Source organism: Streptomyces sp. A 4/2 (assembly GCF_940670765.1).
In the GTDB taxonomy this organism is placed as follows: Bacteria; Actinomycetota; Actinomycetes; order Streptomycetales; family Streptomycetaceae; genus Streptomyces.
The window spans coordinates 97,113-115,266 of record NZ_CALNVW010000021.1; the positions used below are offsets into that span (position 1 = coordinate 97,113).

The 18,154-nt window shown below is 70.7% G+C and carries 17 protein-coding genes and 1 pseudogene; 10 read left to right on the forward strand and 8 right to left on the reverse strand.

The genetic code is table 11. The annotated features are described in order from the left end of the window. Nucleotides 1-40: 40 nt before the first annotated feature. Nucleotides 41-1,240 (reverse strand): amidohydrolase, encoded by a 1,200-nt coding sequence (locus NBY69_RS17265; protein ID WP_250301868.1) that lies wholly within the window; start codon nt 1,238-1,240, stop codon nt 41-43. Further along, nucleotides 1,237-2,739 carry an MFS transporter gene (locus NBY69_RS17270; protein WP_250301869.1) on the reverse strand — a complete coding sequence of 501 codons (1,503 nt, stop codon included), beginning with the start codon at nt 2,737-2,739 and terminating at the stop codon, nt 1,237-1,239. The genes NBY69_RS17265 and NBY69_RS17270 overlap by 4 nt, the downstream gene beginning before the upstream one ends. Nucleotides 2,740-2,845: 106 nt before the next feature. On the opposite strand from NBY69_RS17270, the gene NBY69_RS17275 reads away from it, so the two are divergent. The 3 genes from NBY69_RS17275 (at nt 2,846) to NBY69_RS17285 (ending at nt 6,234) form a co-directional block, all read left to right on the forward strand. Then, nucleotides 2,846-3,865 carry an Lrp/AsnC family transcriptional regulator gene (locus NBY69_RS17275; protein ID WP_250301871.1) on the forward strand — a complete coding sequence of 340 codons (1,020 nt, stop codon included), beginning with the start codon at nt 2,846-2,848 and terminating at the stop codon, nt 3,863-3,865. A 424-nt stretch (nt 3,866-4,289) separates the two neighbouring features. Beyond that, a complete protein-coding gene (locus NBY69_RS17280) occupies nt 4,290-5,447 on the forward strand; it encodes a serine hydrolase domain-containing protein (RefSeq protein WP_374211293.1) in 1,158 nt (385 codons plus the stop codon). A gap of 16 nt (nt 5,448-5,463) precedes the next feature. Beyond that, a complete protein-coding gene (locus NBY69_RS17285) occupies nt 5,464-6,234 on the forward strand; it encodes an SDR family NAD(P)-dependent oxidoreductase (RefSeq protein WP_250301944.1) in 771 nt (256 codons plus the stop codon). A 61-nt stretch (nt 6,235-6,295) separates the two neighbouring features. On the opposite strand, the pseudogene NBY69_RS17290 reads toward NBY69_RS17285, so the two are convergent. After that, nucleotides 6,296-7,342, reverse strand: a pseudogene (locus NBY69_RS17290) (chloride channel protein); the annotation flags it as partial. 417 nt (nt 7,343-7,759) lie between these two features. Between NBY69_RS17290 and NBY69_RS17295 the strand changes: the two are divergent. From NBY69_RS17295 to NBY69_RS17310, 4 genes are all read left to right on the forward strand, one after another. After that, nucleotides 7,760-8,410 (forward strand): AAA family ATPase, encoded by a 651-nt coding sequence (locus NBY69_RS17295; RefSeq protein ID WP_250301875.1) that lies wholly within the window; start codon nt 7,760-7,762, stop codon nt 8,408-8,410. Nucleotides 8,411-8,570: 160 nt separating this feature from the next. Continuing rightward, the gene (locus tag NBY69_RS17300) at nt 8,571-9,170 is read left to right on the forward strand and encodes a GNAT family N-acetyltransferase (RefSeq protein ID WP_250301876.1); all 600 of its coding nucleotides are present in this window, start codon (nt 8,571-8,573) and stop codon (nt 9,168-9,170) included. An 81-nt stretch (nt 9,171-9,251) separates the two neighbouring features. Beyond that, the gene (locus tag NBY69_RS17305) at nt 9,252-11,270 is read left to right on the forward strand and encodes an SMI1/KNR4 family protein (RefSeq protein WP_250301877.1); all 2,019 of its coding nucleotides are present in this window, start codon (nt 9,252-9,254) and stop codon (nt 11,268-11,270) included. A 90-nt stretch (nt 11,271-11,360) separates the two neighbouring features. Then, nucleotides 11,361-11,987 (forward strand): hypothetical protein, encoded by a 627-nt coding sequence (locus NBY69_RS17310; RefSeq protein ID WP_250301879.1) that lies wholly within the window; start codon nt 11,361-11,363, stop codon nt 11,985-11,987. A 112-nt stretch (nt 11,988-12,099) separates the two neighbouring features. Here NBY69_RS17310 and NBY69_RS17315 read toward each other — a convergent pair whose 3' ends face one another. From NBY69_RS17315 to NBY69_RS17330, 4 genes are all read right to left on the reverse strand, one after another. Beyond that, complete coding sequence (locus tag NBY69_RS17315; protein ID WP_250301880.1) at nt 12,100-12,549, reverse strand: hypothetical protein; 450 nt, start codon at nt 12,547-12,549, stop codon at nt 12,100-12,102. A gap of 193 nt (nt 12,550-12,742) precedes the next feature. Then, on the reverse strand, nt 12,743-13,471 hold the full coding sequence (locus NBY69_RS17320) for a CPBP family intramembrane glutamic endopeptidase (protein ID WP_250301881.1): 729 nt from the start codon (nt 13,469-13,471) through the stop codon (nt 12,743-12,745). 310 nt (nt 13,472-13,781) lie between these two features. Then, nucleotides 13,782-14,006 carry a DUF397 domain-containing protein gene (locus NBY69_RS17325; protein WP_250301882.1) on the reverse strand — a complete coding sequence of 75 codons (225 nt, stop codon included), beginning with the start codon at nt 14,004-14,006 and terminating at the stop codon, nt 13,782-13,784. Continuing rightward, entirely contained in the window at nt 13,996-14,817 is an 822-nt protein-coding gene (locus NBY69_RS17330; protein ID WP_250301883.1) for a helix-turn-helix transcriptional regulator, read from the reverse strand. Before NBY69_RS17330 ends, NBY69_RS17325 begins: the two co-directional genes overlap by 11 nt. A gap of 143 nt (nt 14,818-14,960) precedes the next feature. On the opposite strand from NBY69_RS17330, the gene NBY69_RS17335 reads away from it, so the two are divergent. The 3 genes from NBY69_RS17335 to NBY69_RS17345 all read left to right on the forward strand — a co-directional run bounded on the left by NBY69_RS17335 (nt 14,961) and on the right by NBY69_RS17345 (nt 17,028). Next, nucleotides 14,961-15,392, forward strand: coding sequence for an ATP-binding protein (locus NBY69_RS17335; protein WP_250301884.1), 432 nt, complete (start codon nt 14,961-14,963; stop codon nt 15,390-15,392). 345 nt (nt 15,393-15,737) lie between these two features. After that, nucleotides 15,738-16,241: a hypothetical protein gene (locus tag NBY69_RS17340; protein WP_250301885.1), complete on the forward strand. Its 504-nt coding sequence runs from the start codon at nt 15,738-15,740 to the stop codon at nt 16,239-16,241. Between the two features lie 376 nt (nt 16,242-16,617). Then, entirely contained in the window at nt 16,618-17,028 is a 411-nt protein-coding gene (locus NBY69_RS17345) for a RidA family protein (protein ID WP_250301886.1), read from the forward strand. A 32-nt stretch (nt 17,029-17,060) separates the two neighbouring features. Here the strand turns inward: NBY69_RS17345 and NBY69_RS17350 are convergent, their stop codons facing one another. Continuing rightward, nucleotides 17,061-17,906 carry a DMT family transporter gene (locus tag NBY69_RS17350; protein WP_250301887.1) on the reverse strand — a complete coding sequence of 282 codons (846 nt, stop codon included), beginning with the start codon at nt 17,904-17,906 and terminating at the stop codon, nt 17,061-17,063. Nucleotides 17,907-18,154 lie beyond the last annotated feature (248 nt).

Genomic DNA, 18,154 nt, shown 5'->3' on the forward strand with positions numbered 1-18,154 from the left:
GCCCGCCCGTGACTCCGTACGGAAACGGGTGGAGCCGGGGTCAGGCGCGGCCCCGAGCCCGTTCGGCGACCCCGTCGAGGAGGCGGCGCCGCTGCCCCTCGGACGTCGCGGCCTCGACACCGGCCAGCGCCAGCGCGGTCGCACCGTCGAGCACCGCCCGGTCGGCGCCCGGACTCTTCCCGTAACCGGTGAACTCGGGGGTGTGCTGCTTGGCGCCGCCGGTCTCGTAGCCGATGGTGGGGTGGATCGTCGGCAGCTCCCGCGAGACGTTGCCCATGTCCGTCGACGCCAGGGTCTCCCCGTGCCGTGACTCCACCGTGCGGCCCAGCCCGCGGGCCGCGCGGACGTAGGCCTCCGTCAGGAACGGGTCCTGGCGCAGATCGGCGAAGTCCCGTCCGTGCACGCCCAGTTCGAGCTCCGCCCCGGTGGCGAGGGCCCCGGCCTGGAAGCAGGCCCGCACCCGCTGCCGCACCTGGTCCAGCTGCTCCAGTGTCGGGGCGCGGACCTCGTAACGGGCCCTGGTCCGGGCGGGGATGACGTTCACGGCCTGGCCGCCCTCGGTGACGATCCCGTGCACCACGGAGCCGGGCGGCAACTGCTGCCGCAGCAGCCCGACCGCGGTGTGGGCGAGGGTCATGGCGTCCAGCGCGTTGACACCTTCCCAGGGGGCGACCGCCGCGTGCGCGGGCGCCCCGCGGTAGGTGATGTCCCAGGCGCCGATGGCGAGTGACGAGGAGCCGACGGAGTCGTACGGCGCGGCGTGCACCATCATCGCCGCGGCCACGTCGTCGAAGACCCCGGCCTCCAGCAGCAGCACCTTGCCGCCGATGTCCTCCTCGGCGGGGGTGCCGATCAGCTTGACGGTCAGGCCGAGCCGGTCCGCGACGGCGGCCAGCCCGACGGCCGCGCCGACCGATGCCGCGCCGTTGACGTTGTGCCCGCAGGCGTGACCGATGCCGGGCAGCGCGTCGTACTCGGCGCAGAACGCCAGCACCAGATCGCCCGACCCCCGGGTGGCGACCAGCGCGGTGTCCAGGCCGCCGGCCCCGCGCGCGACCGCGAACCCCGCCGCCTCCAGCAGGTCCGCTGTCTTCGCGGCCGAGCGGTGTTCGGCCAGGGCCGTCTCGGGCTCGTCGTGCAGGCTGTGGCTCAGCGCCAGCAGCCGGTCGCCCCAGGACCGTACGGCCGCGGCCACCGCCTGCCGTACGTCGCCGGACCCGCTGCCGTGTTCGCCCGTCATGCGAGCCCACCTTCCTGAGATACGTGACCGGGCTGAGGTCCGGGCCGGGATCCGGGCCGGGATCCGGGCCGGGATCCGGAGTGCTGTACGGGCTCGGTGCCCGCGGCCCCCGGACTGCGGTAGCGCAGCGCCGCCGCCCCGCCCAGCAGCGCGACCACGGCGCACGCGCCCCAGGCCCACCGGAAACCGGACACCTCGATGTGTGTGGTGCCGTGCACCTCGTGCGCCGCGAAGAACGCGCCGATCACCGCGGCGCCGATGGCCGCGCCGAGCGACAGGGCCAGCTCGTTGATGCCGACCGCGAGCGCGGTCTCGTGCTCCTCGACGGCCTCCGCCGACAGGGTCCGGCTGATCGACTCGAAGACTCCGGTCGCCAGCCCCACCACGACCGCGGCGGTCAGGTACTCGGCGAGGGTGTCGTGGAAGAAGATCATCGAGAGGAAGCCCAGCGCGGCGAGCAAACAGCCCGAGGCGAGCACGGCGCGGTCACCGGTCCACCGGGCCAGCCGCGGACTGAGCGTGGAGCCCACGAAACCGGCCAGCACCATGCCCAGGGAGACGGCGGCGATCGTCTGCGAGCCCATCCCCATGCCGTAGCCCGTCTCCGCCGGCGAAGCGCCGAGGAAGAGGGCGTTGGCGCCGAGGAAACCGATGGTGCCGAAGGCGGCGCAGAAGGTGTACCCGCTCACCACCGCCAGCCGGGGGTTGCCCAGCATCCGTACGCTCACCAGCGGATGCGCGGACCGGTACTCGACCGCCGCCCACGCCGCGAGCACCGCGACGGCCGCCACCGCGAGACCCAGGGTCAGCGGCGAGGACCATCCCCACACGCTGCCCTGCGCCAGCACCAGGACGAGCGCGACCAGCCCGGCGGTCAGCAGCGCCGCCGCCCCGAAGTGGAAGCGCCCGCCGCGCGGTACGGCGCTGTCGGGCAGCAGCAGCCCCGCCACCACCGCGAGGACCGCGACCGGAACGGCCGTCCACAGCCCCTTCGCCGCCTGCTGTTCGCTGAGCACGCCCGCCACCAGGCCGCCCACCCCGATCGAGATCAGCAGCACCCCGACGAGCAGCGAGATCCCGGTGCGGTTCCGCTCGGGCGCCCGGGACCGCAGGATGCCCACCAGCAGCGGGAAGAAGCCGACCAGCGCGCCCTGGAGCACCACCCCGACGGCCAGCGTCACCGCCGACGGCCACGCGGCCATCAGCAGCGAACCGCCCGCCACCATCGCCAGCGCCACCCGCAGCAGCTTGCGGTGCCCGTACAGATCGCCCAGCCGCGACAGCAGCGGCGTCATCACCGCGAAGGCCAGCTGGGACAGCAGATAGATGTTGTTCTGGCCGACGCTGCCGATGTGCAGACGGAGACCGAGGCCGGGCAGCAGGGGCGTCAGATAGCCCTGCACGATCCCGCTGAACAGCACGACGACCGCCATCGCGGCGAGCATCCCGGGACCGGAGCTCACCGCCCCCGGCCGGAATTGCGATATGCGAGTGGACACAGCCCCACCTCATCCGATGGCCGGAACCGACAGTGATGGCTACTGTGCGGGTGGAGGTACGAGTGAGCCCGAATATCGTTGGATTCGTACGTACGGGGCAGGCCTGATGCAAGAAACGGTCACCCCGAGCGAGCTGGACCTCGCCCTGGTGAATGCCCTCCAGCTGCGGCCCCGGGCAGCCTGGACCGAGCTGGCACCCCTGCTCGGTGTGGCGGCGAGCACCCTCGCGCGGCGCTGGGACCGGCTGACCGGGGCCGGGCTCGCCTGGGTGTGCGCGGCGCCGGGGCGGGAGTTCTCCCGCGGCCGGGCCACCGCCTTCGTACTCCTCCGCTGCCGCCCCGGCGCACGCTCCCGGCTGGCGGACCGGCTCAGCAAGTTCCCCGAGACCGCCACCGTCGAGGTGACCGGATCCGGCAGCGCCGATCTGCTGCTGGACGTGCTCGCCCCCGATCTGCCCTCGCTCAGCCGCTTCCTGACCGGGACGCTGGACCAACTGCCCGGCGTCACCTCGGTCAGCTCCCTCTTCGCCACGTCGCTGTACGTCGAGGGGAGCCGCTGGCGGCTGCGCTCCCTGGACCAGAGTCAGCTGACCGCGCTCGGCAACTCCGCCTCCACGGCGCCGGAATCGGTGCATACGCGCGAACTCGACCTGGTCGACCACGCCCTGCTCGACGAACTCGTCCGCGACGGGCGGGTCGGCCTGGCCGAGCTCGGCCAACGCACCGGCACCAGCCCGGCCACCGTCCGCCGCCGGCTGCGCCGTCTGACGGACTCCGGCATCCTCACCTTCCGCTGCGACGTCGCCGCCCCGCTCGCCGGGCACCCGGTCCCGGTCTCCCTCCTCGCCCAGGTCCCCGCCCGCGACATCGGCACCGTGCACCGCACCCTGGCCGCCACTCCCGAGTGCCGCCTGGTGGCGGGCGTCACCGGGCCCGCCAACATCTTCGCCACGCTCTGGGTCCACGACATCGGCGACATCCAACGCCGCGAAACGGCCCTCTGCGCCCGCGTCCCCACACTCACCGTCACCGATCGCATCGTCGGCCTGCACACGGTGAAACGCATGGGCCACCTCCTCGACCACGAGGGCCGCCGCACCGGGGTGATACCCATCTCCCCCTGGTAACGGACCCCTTGAGCCCGCGCCGGGCACCCGCGCACTGCCGACGCCCGCGTATTCGGCGGGTCCGGTGTTCGAGGACGACCTGACGTGGCAGACACCCGCGCACTGCCGACGCCCGGGTATTCAGCCGGCCCGGCATTCGAGAACGACCTCACGTCGCAGACCCCGCGCACTGCCGACGCCCGCGTATTCAGCCCGTCCGGCGTTTGAGGACAAGCCCACGCACCCAACACCCGCACAAATCCAGCCCGTCCGGCGATTGAGGACACACCCCAGCCGGTCCGGCGCTTGAGGACACCCCAGCAGCCCCCCCACCCCGCACCCCGCCCCCCTCAACCCCACCCCCCGGCAACCCCCGCCGGAGCCGCCCCCCACCATGGACCTGTACGCCGACCGGGCGTGCGGGGAGACGTGGGAGCACGACGTGGTGGACGTCCAGGGCACAGTGGCGGACGGATTCGAAGCGGTCCGGGACGCGTTCGTACGTAACTTCGACCAGCGCGCGGAACGCGGCGCCGCCGTCACCGTCTACCGCGACGGCCACAAGGTCGTCGACCTCTGGGCCGGTACGAAGGACTTCGACGGCCCCGAACCCTGGGCCCTCGACACCGCGCAGATCGTCCGGTCCGCCACCAAGGGCGTCACCGCCGCCGTCCCCCTCCTCCTGCACCAGCGCGGACAGCTCGACCTCGACGCGCCCGTCTCCACGTACTGGCCCGAGTTCAAGTCGGGCGGCAAGGAACGCGCCCTCGTACGCCACTTCCTCGCGCACCGCACCGGAGTCCCGTTCCTCGACCGGCCGCTCACTCCGGAGCAGGCCATCGACGGGGTCTCCGGCCCGCGCGCCGTCGCCGCGCAGCAGGCCGCCTGGGAGCCCGGCACCGATCACGGCTACCACGCGCAGACCTACAGCTGGCTGCTGAGCGAACTGGTCAAGCGGGTCACCGGCCGCACCATCGGCCGCTGGATCGCCGAGGAGATCGCCCGCCCCCTCGACATCGACTTCTGGGTGGGCCTGCCCGTCGAGGAGGCGCACCGCGTCGGACGGATCGGCAGTGTCGACACCGTCCCGGTGGGCGGCGGGCTGAAGTTGCGGCCCAAGCGTTCCGTGAGCGAGGCCTACCGCGACCCCGAGTCGTTCACCAGCCGCGCGTTCGGGGCCATCGCCCCCTTCCCCGACGAGAACGCCCCCGACTACCGCGCCGCCGAACTCCCCGCGTCCGCAGGCATTTCCACCGCCCGCGCCCTCGCCCGGGTGTACGCGGCGATGATCGGACACGTCGACAACGGCAACCGGCTCTTCGCCCCGGCCACCCTCGCCCTGGCCCGCACCGAGGAGTCCTCGGGGCCCGACCGCGTCCTCGTCGTCAACACCCGCTTCGGCCTCGGCTTCATGCTGCACGGCCCCTCGGCCCCGCTGCTCGGCCCCGGCTCGTTCGGCCACCCCGGCCGTGGCGGCTCGCTCGGTTTCGCCGACCCGGAGTCCGGGATCGCCCTCGGGTACGTCACCAACTCCCTCCAGAAGGGCGTGACGGCCGATCCCCGCGCCCAGGCTCTGGTCAGGGCGGTCCGTTCGGCGACATGATCGCCCCATGGATGGAATGAGGCGGTTCGAGGGTTACTCAGTCCTGATCACCGGCGCGGGCAGGGGAATCGGCGCGGCCACCGCCCGCCGGTTCACCGAGGAAGGCGCCCGCGTCCTGGTCACCGACCTGGACGGCGCACGCGCCGCGAAGACAGCCGCCGAACTGCCCGGCGCGCTGCCGTTCACCTGCGACGTCACGGACCGGGCGGCGGTCGAGGCGGCGGTGGCGTACGCGGTCGAGCAGTTCGGCGCACTCGACGTCCTGGTCAACAACGCGTACGCCTGCTCGCCGGACGCCCCGCTCTTCGAGGACGAGGACGACGAGTCCTGGCACCGCGACCTCGACGCGACCCTGTCCGGAGCCTTCCGGGCCTCCCGGGCCGCGCTTCCGCACCTAGCGGCGGCGGGCGGCCGGGGCGCGATCGTCAGCGTCGGCTCGGTCAACGGCGAACAGGACTTCGGCAACCACGCCTACAGCGCGGCCAAGGCGGGCCTCGCCAGCCTGACCCGCACCCTGGCGGGCCGGGCCGCGCCCAGAGGAGTACGGGTCAATCTGGTCGCCCCCGGGACGGTCGCCACGGACGCCTGGACGCTGCGCCGCCCCGGGGTCGGTTTCGAACGGGCCGCGGAGCACTACCCGTTGGGCCGGGTCGGCCTGCCCGACGACATCGCGGCGGCCATCACCTTCCTCGCCTCCCGCGACGCGTCCTGGATCACCGGGATCACGCTCCCGGTCGACGGCGGCCTGCTCAGCGGAAACATGGGGCTGCGCGGCGCGCTGCAGTAACTGCGCCGTTCCGCACGAACAGTGCGCTCCCGGGCGGCAGTTGTCCTCGGTGCGCGCGGGCTCAGGCCGGCGCGGCCGTGGCTGCCGGAGCCGCGGCCTTCACCGGTGGCGGGCTGATCCGCGCCACGACGACATGGCAGACGACAACGGCGACGATCACCAGGGGCATGACGGTCACCCCGCTCTTCCCCAGGAGCAGCGTCGCGAGCAGCACGGCCGTCATCGGCAGCCTGAGCAGCGCCACCGCCAGCGCGCCCATCCCCATCGCGGCACCCGTCACGAACGGCAGCCCCGGCAGATGGGACAGCGCGATCCCACCGGCGGCCCCGATGTACAGCGCCGGGAAGACCGGCCCGCCCCGGAACGCCGACAGGGACACCCCGTAGGCGAGTCCCTTGCAGGCGATCAGCAGCGTCAGCACCCCAGCGGAGTACGCGCCGCTGTGCAGGAGGAGTCCCGGCAGCGCGCTCTCCCCGGAGAACAGCACGTCGGACGCGTCCTTCCCGCTGCCCTCCGCGTAGGCGATGGCCAGCCCCGCCACGACCAGACCGCAGACCGGGGTCCACACCAGGCGGCGGCGGTTCACTCCCGGCTGGAGGAAGAGCCCCAGGCGGCGGATGCCCGTACCGACGAAGCCCGCCGCGACGCCGATCAGCAGCGCGTAGCCGAACTGGGCGAGGTCGGGGCGGTCGGCCGGAGGAAGGTTCGGGATGATGAGCGTGCCCTTGCCGACGCCCGCCCACGTACCGAGGCCGGTGAACACCAGGGAGCCGATGCCCGAGGCCAGCAGTCCCGGAACGAGCACGATCCCCAGCATCGGCCCGCCAAGACCGGAGACCTCCATCAGCAGGAAGGCGCCGATCAACGGCGAGCCCAGCAAGGCACTGATGGCCGCGAAGCTGCCCGCCGCCGCCACGAGGGCCTGGGAGGAAGCGTCGGCTTCCGGCTTGATCAGCCGGAAGCCGTACAGTGCGATCCCGCCGCCCAGCGCGATCAGCGGGGCCTCTGGACCGACCACGGCGCCGAGGGTGAGGGAGGCGAGAGCCGCGAGCAGGACGCCGGGGAGCTCGGCGGCGGAGACCGTACCCTGGGCCTTGAACCCTTCGGCGGGCTGGTGGCCGCCGTTGCCCGGCAGATACTGAACCGTCGCCGCGACCAGCAGGCCGGCGAGGGCCAGCAGCGGCAGGGGCCACCAGAACGGAGCACCGTCGAAGCCGAGCGCCTTGGGCAGCGAGGTGTAGACGGCCTTCTCGATCTCTTCGACGGCTTGCAGGAAGCCGTACGCCCCGGCCGAGATCACCACCCCGAACAGCGCGGTCAGGGCAAGGAGCATGAGGTAGCCCCGGCTCCGCAGCGGACCGAACGGGTCCGCGCGCAGGGCGGCTTGAGGGTCTCCCACCGGCGCGTCCGCTGGCATCACTGTCTCCTCGGGGCTGTGGGCACTGCTGCCTGCCCGATCATGGCAGTAATGCGCCAATTTCTGAGTATTTGACCAGTGCGGATCCGGAAGAAGAGGGAGCACAACATGACGTCGGAGCCTGAGCCGGAGCGGTTCATCGTCCTCACCGGAGGGCCCGGATCAGGGAAGAGCACCCTGCTCGACTTCCTGGAGACCCAGGGCCACGCCCGGTCCCAGGAGGCGGGGCGCGGGATCATCCAGGACCAGGTCGCCATCGACGGGCGCGCGCTGCCCTGGACCGACCCGGCGCTCTTCGCCGAACTCATGCTCTGCTGGGAACTGCGCTCGTACCGCATCGCGGCAGCGCGGCCGGAACGGGTCTTCTTCGACCGGGGGGTGCCCGACATCGTGGGCTACCTGAGGCTGGAGGGACTGCCGGTACCGGACCACGTCCACGCCGCCGCGAAGAGCTTCCGGTACCACCGTCGCGTGTTCCTCGCCCCTCCCTGGCCGGAGATCTACGCCCAGGACAGCGAGCGCAGACAGTCCTTCGCCGAGGCGGAGCGCACCCAGGGCCTTTCGTTTGGTTCACGCCGGGCTCGCGGGGTCTGGCACTTCCCCAAGGTCTCGGCTTCGCTCGACCAGGGGAGACCCCATTGCTCGCCGCGTTGTCGTCGGTCACCATGGCTCCTTCCCCAAGGCCTTGAGGGCCAGGGGAGACCCCATCTGCCTCCCTCCTCCGCCTTGCGATCGCACGCACCAGACCCCGCTCCCTGATCCGGCCTGATCCAAACGAAAGACCCTACGCGTCGATGGCCGCCACCTACACCGACTACGGCTACGAACTCGTACGGCTGCCCCTCGCACCGGTCGAAGAACGCGCCCGGTTCGTCGAAAGTACGTTGCTCGGGTAACCGCAGGGGTTGAGACTGCCGTCATGCCTTCCCTGGTCGCTCCCGCGATACCCACCGGTTCTCTTGCCGCAACCAGCCAGCCTGTTCTGCCAGTTGCGAGGGACGTGCTGCTGCGTCCCTGGCAGCTCACCGACGCGGAGGCGGTACGGGAGGCGTACCAGGACCCGGAGATTCAGCGCTGGCACGCGCGGTCGATGGACTCCGTGGACGAGGCGCGCGAGTGGATCGCGAACTGCCGGCGCGGCTGGCAGGACGAGACGGGTCTGCACTGGGCAGTGGCCGACGCCGGAAGTGACGTGCTGTTGGGGCGGATCTCGCTGAGGGACCTGGTTCTGGTGGACGGTCAGGCCGAGGTCGCCTACTGGATGGCCCCGGCGGGCCGCGGCCGGGGCGCCTGTACCGCCGCGGTCGTGGAGCTCTCCCGCTGGGCGCTGGAGGAGGGCGGCTTCCACCGGCTCCAGCTCGACCATTCGACCACCAACGAGGCGTCCTGCCGGGTCGCGATCAAGGCGGGGTTCGCGGCGGAGGGCACACGGCGCGGGGCGGTCCTGCACACGGACGGCCACCACGACATGCATCTGCACGCGCGGATCCGGGGGGACGGGCTGGCTGCGGGGGCGTAGGCCGGATGCCTCTGTGGTCGGCGTCCTGTCGGCCACGCGGTCCGCAGGGCATTGTCAGTGGCGGATGCGACGATCGTTCGCATGACTGAAGCAGCCTTCAACTGGCCTTCCTTCCTCCAGCGTTGGAGCGACGAGTGGGCGGATTCCTGGGCGCCCGATGAAGCCCTCGACGAGGCGGACGAGGAGGCCAGGCGCGCCCGCTGGCTCGGCTTCGCGCCCGCGTCAGCCGAGCGGATCGCCGCGCTGGAGGAGCGTCTCGGCTGCCCGCTCCCACCGTCGTACCGCTCGTTCCTTGAGGTCAGCGACGGATGGCGGAACGCAGGCGGTTTCGTCTACGTGCTCGCCGGAACCGAGAGCCACGGCTGGCAGGAGGACGAAGTCGGCATCGGGGAGATGTACCGGGAGGAGCTGGACGAGGACTCCACCGAGGAGGAGATCCGGCTCGTCGAGGACATGTGGGACCGCACGCTATCCCTGGACGTCGAGTCCGATGCCACCTACGTGATGCTGAACCCCGGGGACGTGGGCGCCGACGGTGAGTGGGCGGTCTACTGCTACCGCACCTGGGCCGGTGAGATGCCGGAACGGTACGCATCCTTCAGGGAGTTCATGGCGGAGATGTACCGGGAGTTCCACCACCTGCGGGCCGGTGACCCCGGCAGCGCCACGGAGTTCGTCAACGCCACGACCCGGGAGCTGGACGCTGTGGTCGAGCAGGCACGGTGCGACGCCCTGGCGGGGGAGTACCGGCGGGCCGAGGACGCTCTGGCCGAGGCGGTGGAGTACGGCAGGCCCCGCGCGGCGGCGCTGCGGGACCAGATCCGGTGGCTGCTGGGGGACAGCTACCTCGCCGGTTTCGACGGACTGACGGATGACCCGGTGTACGCACTGGAGATGCTGTCCGTGCTGGCGGTCGGGCATGTGGAGCGAAGCCATGACGACGCGGTGTGGGCGTACACCGTGCGGCCCGCTCCCGACGATCTCCATGAAGCGGCCGACGAGATACGGCGGCAGGTCGGAGCGGGGACCTTCCGCTACGTCACGTCCGGCCCGTTCGGGGACGCACTGGACGAGGCACGGGAGCTGGCGCGCTGGGGCGAAGCGGACGCCGCCTGGCGGACGGTGCTGGCTGCGCTGCCGCAGTGGCGACCGCTGGGCCCCTGCCACCTGGCACCGATCGGCCTGCTGGCCGACGCTCTCCTCGGCCCGCTGCTCACCCCGGAGCGTGGCCGCGAACTGCTCGCCGCCCCTCGGGGCGAGGCGGCAGGCGGTGAGGTGGCGGCCCCTGTCGACCTGGAGCCCGGGGGCCTCGACTGGCTGGCGGCCCCCGGACCGCACCGGACCAGCCGCGAGGCATACCGCTTCATCCTGGTGGAATCGGCGCATCCGGCCGAACTGCCGGACCGTGTGGGCGCCGAAGGAAGTTCCGGGCTGAACACACCGATGACGGCGTGCGAAACACAGACGACGCTGCTGAACCGCGGGGAGACCTCGTCGTACGACGACAAGGCACTGGCCTCGGTCGGGCGTGCCGGATCCGGCTGGAGCTTCGCCTTCGACGGGCAGCCGAGCCCCTTCGACGAGCAGCGCTTCGTCTCCCCTGCCGCAGCCGCCTCCGGGCCCTCCGGCTCCGGCTCGCGAGCGATGGTGGTCTGGAGCGATCCCGGCCTGCCTCACCATGGGTCCCCGGCCCTTTTCCACTTCTCCCTCGCGGAGAACGGCGAGGAGCGGTACGACTTCACGGTCCACGGTTCGACGATCCGGCGCAGCGGCGAGATACCTCCGGCGCTGGACCCGGATCGACTCTTCGGCAACGCCGCCGCGGACACGTCAGCCGATCCGGATGCCGATCCGGATGCCGACTCGAATGCCGACCGGGATGCCGATCCGGCTGCCGCGCGGGCGGAACAGCGCGCGCTGGAGGCGATCGCCACGGAGTTCGGCGTCTCACTCCCGCGCTTCGCGCTGACACACGGGCGCCTGCACACGTTCCAGACATGTTCCTGGACGCGCCCACCGGGGCCGGGCGAGACGTACATGACGGTGACGCTCGGGCAAGTCGACGAGACCATCGCGCGCATGACCGATCTTCAAAGCTGAGCGACGTGAGGGGTGTTCGCGGGTTCGGCAGGTGATGACTCAGCGAATACGCAGGCGCTGATGGCCGTCGAACAACAGTAGCCTCTGGCCATGGCTATGCGACCTGACGAGTTCTACGCCCACGCACGTACCGCTGCGGATGGTGAGCAACGGCTCCCGCTGGCCCGCATGACGGGGTGGGACATCAGTCCGTTCGAGCCGGACGGCCTGCGCGTCGCGCCGCTGCGCCCGCCGGTTCTGCCCGAACCGGCGCGGCACGGCGAGGACCCCTCGGACTGCGACGCGTGCCGCAGCCGGGACGAAGGGATCTGGCTCGACGACCGTTGGCGGCTCACCCGGATCGCGGGAGCCGGCGTGCCGCTGGTGCTGATGCTGCATCCACGCGATCACTTCGACCTGGCGGACCTGCCCGACGAACTGGCCGCCGAACTGGGCGTGCTCACGACCCACATCGCCCGCCACGTGCAAGCACTGCCGCACATCTCGCGGGCCCACGTCTACCGCATCGGAGACGGCGGCGCCCATCTGCACATCTGGTTCTTCGCCCGCCCCGAGGGCCAAGCCCAGCTGTACGGATCGTGGATGGTCATCTGGGACGACCTGCTGCCGGAGTACCCGGCGGACGTGGCCGAGGCGGACGCAGAGATCGTGGCAGACGCGCTGGTCGCCTCCTACGGAGGCCATCGGCCGGATGTCGGCGAACTGCCGCGCACCTGATCTGCCGGAGCGCGACCCCGGGCCCGCACCCTTGGCCAAGCAGGGTGCGGTCCCGGGGCGTTCCCCCCTCCCCGGCGCTGGGATCAGCCGTCGGTCCAGCCGGTCCAGGCCGTCAGCCGACGCTGAACTGCCCGGTGAACGCGGCGTTCCTGACTCCTCCGAAGGGCGCCCCGGCGGTGCACTTGCCCGCTCCGCCGAAGAGTGCGGTGGTGAACTCGCCGCTGAAGCTCTGCTCCTGGAACGGGCCTTGGCGGACGTGGCCGCTGACCGAGGACGTGTTGAGGATGGTGTGGTCGATCCTGAGGTCCACCTGGCTGGAGAGCTTCGTGCCGTCGTCCAGGGTCCACTCGATGATTCCCGATCCGCTGCCTGTACCGAATCCGCCGGCGACACAGCTGATGATCACGTCCCTGAACCCGGCGGAGATCTTCGCCTCCCGGATGCCGACGCCACTGTTGTCCACGCACCCGGAGTTCTTCCCCTCGTAGGCGATCTGTTGGGGCAGAGGGAAGAGCTGGACACCAGGAGAGAAGTGGGTCTCTCCGGCAGCCGTGCACGACACGGAGATGTGGGGATCCGCCTGGGCCGTGGCCGGGGCACTGAGACGTGCGCTGCCCGTAAACCGGTTCTGAGCGGCGCAAATGACTACTGATGAGGTGTGGTGGCGGAAGGAACCAACTGCTGTCGCGCCCGGCTCGCAACCCGAGAGCACCGCACGCTCCGTAACCGCCGGAGCCGCCCCTGAGGGCTGTGTGTCAGCTCGGGAGGGCTTGGGGTGCCGTCTCGACCGTGCGGCGCTTGATCAGCAACACGATGATCAGGGCGACCTGAAGGAGCACGACGAGGGCAATGCCCAGGGATACCTGGGGCTTGTCGCCCACGAGGTTGGAGAGCAGGCTGGTGTCCCAGAGCCCGTGGACGAGCATCGGTAGCAGGATGATGCCGCCGACGCGCAGGCACAGGTAGAAGAAGTAGCCCGAGGTGGAGACGACGAGGGCCTGAATGATGGCCTGTGATCCCTCGCCGAAGGCGTTGCTGATGTGCACGGCGCCGAAGACGAGCGAGGAATAGAGGGCGACCTTGCCCTCGGTGAGTCCGGCCCGGCGGAAGACGTGGACGCCGATGCCCCGGAACATGAGTTCCTCGCCGACGCCGACGAACAGGCCGAGCAGTAGCAGGCAGGCCACGAGGGAGACGCTCTGGTCGGCGAGGTGCCCGTAGTTCAGGCCGATCAGGGCAACGGTGATCATCGAGATCGGTACCCAGCGCACCCAGCGCCGCACGGGGACGCGGTAGTGCAGGATCTCGCGCCACCAGCCGAGCCACGTGACGACGGCGGCGGCGAACACGATGGACGCCCCGATCGGGATCAGTGCGTTGCGCACCAGTGATTCGGTGGTCGGGAACTGACTGTCGGAGTAGCTGGTGTCCACGCCGATCAGCCGGCCCAGGCCCTGGATGATGCCCGCGTACGCGATGACCACCACCAAGAACCATGGCCATGGCAGTCTGCGTCCGGGCCGGCTGTCCGGTATTGCTTCCGCACTGTCGTGCACTGTGTCGCCCATTCGTCGGGCGGCGGGGATCTCCACCCCATGGGGGCGCAGGCCTACGTCGCCGCAGCTCTCCCCCTAGAGTCTCATGCGAAATCAAACGTATGTCGTGGATGATCGCTTGGCCGACAAGATCAGTGAATGTCTGTATTCTTCGGCGCCCCTCCGACAGGATCCGGCGGTGCGCCGAGCAGGCGGACGGCCCCGGTCGGGTTCGGTACCGGGGCCGGTCTCGCGGGTGTCAGGCGGAGAGCCGGCCGCTCTTCACGGCGGCGACGAAGGAGGCCCAGCCGGTGGCGGGGAAGAGCAGCGCCGGGCCGTGGGGGTTCTTGGAGTCGCGTACGGGGACAGCGGCGTATCCGTCTGCCACTTCGAGGCAGTCGTCATTGCCGGGGCCGCTGAAGCTGGACTTGCGCCACTCGCGTATGAACGCCGGGTCGGGAACGATGCGCGCGTTACTGTTCACGTTCGTACTCCTTCGCTACGGCCCTGATCAGGGCCAGTGATTCCTTGTGTGGCAGCGCGTCGCCCAGAGCCAGATCGTAGGCGAGGTGACAGTGGTTCACCATGGCCGGATCGTCGAAGACATGCCCCGTCCCAACGCCCTCTACGTAGGCGATGGATGGAGCTTCGTCGAAGCTCATCAGATACAGCATCCCTGCCAGTAGAGCGTGCGCCCCGACGCCAAATGGCAGGACGTGCAGGCGGATTCGTTGCGCTTCCGCTAGGTCGGCGACCTTGTGCAACTGTTCGGCCATGACCTGTGGGCCACCGATCTTCCGCCGCAGTGCCGCTTCGTCCAGCAACACCCAAAATACGGTATCGGTCGATTCCGTAATGATCGGCGCACGTTGCATGCGGCTGACGACGTGCTCGTCAACAGGTGCCGTCGGGTCGAGCGCGGTGTGCGCGCTGAGTACCTCCCGTGCATACGCGGCCGTCTGGAGAAGGCCAGGGATCAGCGAGGCACCGTAGTGCCGCATCTCCCTGGCCTGTTGCTCGAACTCCGCCACCCGGGCGAAGTGGCTGGCGTACTTCGGATCCAGATCCCGCAGCCAGCGCGCGAAGAACCCGTCCGTCCTCAGTACCCGGTCCAGCCGCTGCGCATCGTCCGGGTTGGGCAGGCGGCGCCCCGCCTCGAAGTGGCTGATCAGCGTCGGGGAGCAGACCACCCCCTCGCTCACCGCCTCCTGGGTCAGACCCGCCGCCATGCGCCGGATCCTCAGCTCCTCGCCGTACTTCTGCCGGATCGAGCGTGGTTGGGGTGCTGCTGCCATGAGACCAACTCCCTCACTTGAATTGCCCGTTGTCAGGGCGAAACCCCTAGAAGCGTAGCGACGCAAGACACACGCTGTGAGTTATTCGTCACAGTGCGAGACGTTCGCACCGGACCCCGGCAGATCTTCTGAGGAGCTTCGCGATGGCACTGAGTTCGGAATCGGACAGCGCGGTGGTGCGCCGCTGGAGCAGGCGTCCGGGCTGCGTGGGGCAGGCGCGGGCGGATCTCCGTACGGCGCTGGCCGGTTGGGGGCTGTCGTACCTGACCGACGCGGCCGTACTGATCCTCTCGGAGCTGCTGACCAACGCCGGGCGGCATGCCGTCGTCTCGCCCGGCCGGGAGATCGAGACCCGGTTCCTGGTCGGCGGGGGTGTGCTCCGTATCGAGGTGCACGACGCGTCGTCCGTGCCGCCACGGATGCCGGTCCCGGACCTGGAGGCGCCGGGCGGGCGGGGGTTGTTGCTCGTGGCCGCGCTGGCCGACGACTGGGGGTTCGGTGCGCGGCTCGGGCCCGGCAAGGTCGTCTGGGCGGAACTGGCGCTGGGTGGCGGCGGTGCTCGACGTGGTACGTGAGGTGTGCGCCGTGCTGGTGCTGCGCGGTGACCTCGTACGGATCCGGGGGTGCTGGCACGAGGTGCGGGGTTCGCGGCTCGACCGGTTCGTCACCGGGGGAGCGGTCGTGGTGCTGACGCTCGCGGACCGGCGGCCGGTGCGGATGCCGGTGTTCCTGCGGGTGACGGTGATTCGGGATCCGGCGCCCCGGGATCCGGCGCCCCGGGCTCCGGTGGCGACTCACCTTCCGGATGGCGATCCGGTCGCCCGATATGCTGTTGAATCTCCTTAAATGCGGCCTGGAAATACGGCAGGCATCGCGTCGTTGTCTCGGCTCCGGGAAGGTGCGTCTTGCCCAGTAGGCCCGTGGTTCACAGGGCGCCCGGCATCCGTGGCGAGTCCATGCAGCGGCTGCTGTTCGGCGGTGTGTACGGCGCCGTGCTCGCCAGCGCGCTCGCGGCGGCGCTGGACCACGACAGCGGCCTCCCGGACCCCGGTTACGACGCGGTGTGGGTGCTGGTCGCGGGGCTCGCGTCGGCTGCGGCGCACGGCTACGCCCACGCCATCTCCCACCGGACGGCTGACGGAACACCGGTCACCGTGCACGTCGTACGGTCCGTGCTGGAGGAATGGCCGCTGGTGGCCGCGGTGCTGCCCACTGTGGCGGTGCTGTCCGCCTCGTACGCGGGGTGGTGGAGCGAGGACACCGCGCTCGAAGTGGCCCTGGCCCTCAACACGGCGGCCCTGTTCGGCTGGGGGCTCTGGGCCGCGCGTGTGACGGGTCAGGGCTGGGCGTCGTCGTGCCGGGTGGGCGGCGCGGACATGCTGCTCGGGCTGTTCATCGTGGCGGCGAACGTACTGAGCAAGTGACGCAGGCGCAGCCGACCGGAGCCGGCCCTGGTGCTGTTTCCGGTCGTCCGGTGGAGGTTTGCCTCCGGCTACTGCGAGTTGTACGCCTGGATACTCACGGCCGGGGCCTCGGGGCTCTGTGGCCGTACTCATCCACCACATCAGACAGCCCACACGCGGACAGCAAGGTCACGCCTAGAGCAACCGCCACGATGGCGGCACCAAGTCTTCGTCGTCCGAACCCCATGATGTGCCCCTCCCCTTGTCTGATGACTGTCGGCCAGACGCTGTCCGAGCGCGATCCCGGTCTGTTCTTCAACTCCGGTCCGCTGCCCGGTGCTTGCCGACGGATGAAATTGAGGTGCGTGCCGTCGGCGCGCTGGCCAGACTCGCGGGCATGACCGAGAAGATCACCCGTATCAACCCCGACCAGTTGCATCACACGCCCGGCTACCACCACGTCACCGTCGTCGAGGCCGGCCGCACGGCCCACCTTGCGGGGCAGTGCCCGCTTGACAGGAACGGTGACCTCGTCGGTCCCGGCTCCTTCGAGGAGCAGACCGACCAGGTTGTGGCGAACGCGTCCGTCGCCCTCGCAGCCGTGAGCGCTCAGCCGCACCATGTGGTGCGGTCGGTGATCTACGTGCGGAGCGACGACAGAGACGTTCTGGGAGCCACGTGGGACCGGCTCACCAACTCCGCCATCGGCGCGGCGTTCACCACCGCCAGCACCTTGCTGGGCGTCACCCAGCTGGGCTTCTCCGGACAACTCGTCGAGCTGGATCTCACCGTGGCGCTGCCCGACTGAGTCCGCCCCGCCGACAGGCCTCGCCGGCCTGGCTAAGCCGTATGCAGCATCAAGCCGATGCCGACCACCATCAGCCCCGCCGCCGCGATCCGCGGCAGCCCGAACTTCTCCTTGAAGAAGATCGCACCGATCGCCGCGCCCACGATGATCGACGACTCGCGCAGCGCCGCGATCGGGGCGAGCGGGGCGCGGGTCTGGGCCCACAGGACCAGGCCGTACGCGACGACCGACATCGCGCCGCCGATCAGGCCCTTCGTGGCGTACGGCCTGAGCTGCGCGACGAGTTGGCCGCGTCGGCGGTACGCCGCGTACGCCGGGATGGCGATGCCCTCCAGGACCATCAGCCAGGCGATGTAGCCCAGCGAGGAGCCGGAGTCGCGGACGCCGACGCCGTCGACCGTGGTGTACGAGGCGATGGCCAGGCCCGTCGCCAGTGCGGCGATGATCGCGGGCCAGTGCGGGCGGGAGCCCTTCAGGCCCCATACGGCGACGCCGACCAGCCCGGTGCAGGCGACGGCCACGCCCGCCAACTGCCAGCCGTTCGGGATCTCATGGACGAAGATCGCGGCCAGCACGGTCACCACGAGGGGCGCCGTGCCGCGGGCGATCGGGTACATCTGGCCGAAGTCGCCGAGGGTGAACGAGCGCATCAGCAGCAGCATGTACGTGACGTGCAGCGACGCCGATATGAGCAGGTACGGCCAGGCGGCGGCAGCCGGGAAGGGGACGAACGGCGCGGCCAGCAGGCCGATCAGCAGTCCGCCGCCGGAGATCAGCGTGAAGGAGACCAGCTGATCCTTGATGTGGTGGGCGATGGCGTTCCAGCTCGCGTGTGTGATCGCCGCGAGGACGACCGCGAGGATGACGACCGGTGTCACGCGGTCGGCTCCCGTGCATCGGTGAGCGTGAACCGAGGATGGGCGGCAGGTTCAGGAGTGGTCATGACCTGCACGCTAGCGTTTGCTGTACGGGCCACGCGAACGTGTTACGCGGGCGGTTCAGGACAGGCCTGCGCCCCGGCCGCCGGGATCGCGACCGTGTGACGATCCGGGCAGCCGGTACCGCCGTGTTTACGGCTCGGCCGCCCGAACCCGCCGCGTTTACGGCCCGGCCGCCCGAACCGCCG

Bases quoted from the DNA above. Each gene is read 5' to 3' on its own strand.
- NBY69_RS17310 (WP_250301879.1), top strand. From the start codon at position 11,361: ATGGCTATGCGACCTGACGAGTTCTACGCCCACGCACGTACCGCTGCG.
- NBY69_RS17300 (WP_250301876.1), top strand. From the start codon at position 8,571: ATGCCTTCCCTGGTCGCTCCCGCGATACCCACCGGTTCTCTTGCCGCA.
- NBY69_RS17265 (WP_250301868.1), bottom strand. From the start codon at position 1,240: ATGACGGGCGAACACGGCAGCGGGTCCGGCGACGTACGGCAGGCGGTG.
- NBY69_RS17330 (WP_250301883.1), bottom strand. From the start codon at position 14,817: ATGGCAGCAGCACCCCAACCACGCTCGATCCGGCAGAAGTACGGCGAG.
- NBY69_RS17295 (WP_250301875.1), top strand. From the start codon at position 7,760: ATGACGTCGGAGCCTGAGCCGGAGCGGTTCATCGTCCTCACCGGAGGG.
- NBY69_RS17305 (WP_250301877.1), top strand. From the start codon at position 9,252: ATGACTGAAGCAGCCTTCAACTGGCCTTCCTTCCTCCAGCGTTGGAGC.
- NBY69_RS17285 (WP_250301944.1), top strand. From the start codon at position 5,464: ATGAGGCGGTTCGAGGGTTACTCAGTCCTGATCACCGGCGCGGGCAGG.
- NBY69_RS17275 (WP_250301871.1), top strand. From the start codon at position 2,846: ATGCAAGAAACGGTCACCCCGAGCGAGCTGGACCTCGCCCTGGTGAAT.
- NBY69_RS17345 (WP_250301886.1), top strand. From the start codon at position 16,618: ATGACCGAGAAGATCACCCGTATCAACCCCGACCAGTTGCATCACACG.
- NBY69_RS17335 (WP_250301884.1), top strand. From the start codon at position 14,961: ATGGCACTGAGTTCGGAATCGGACAGCGCGGTGGTGCGCCGCTGGAGC.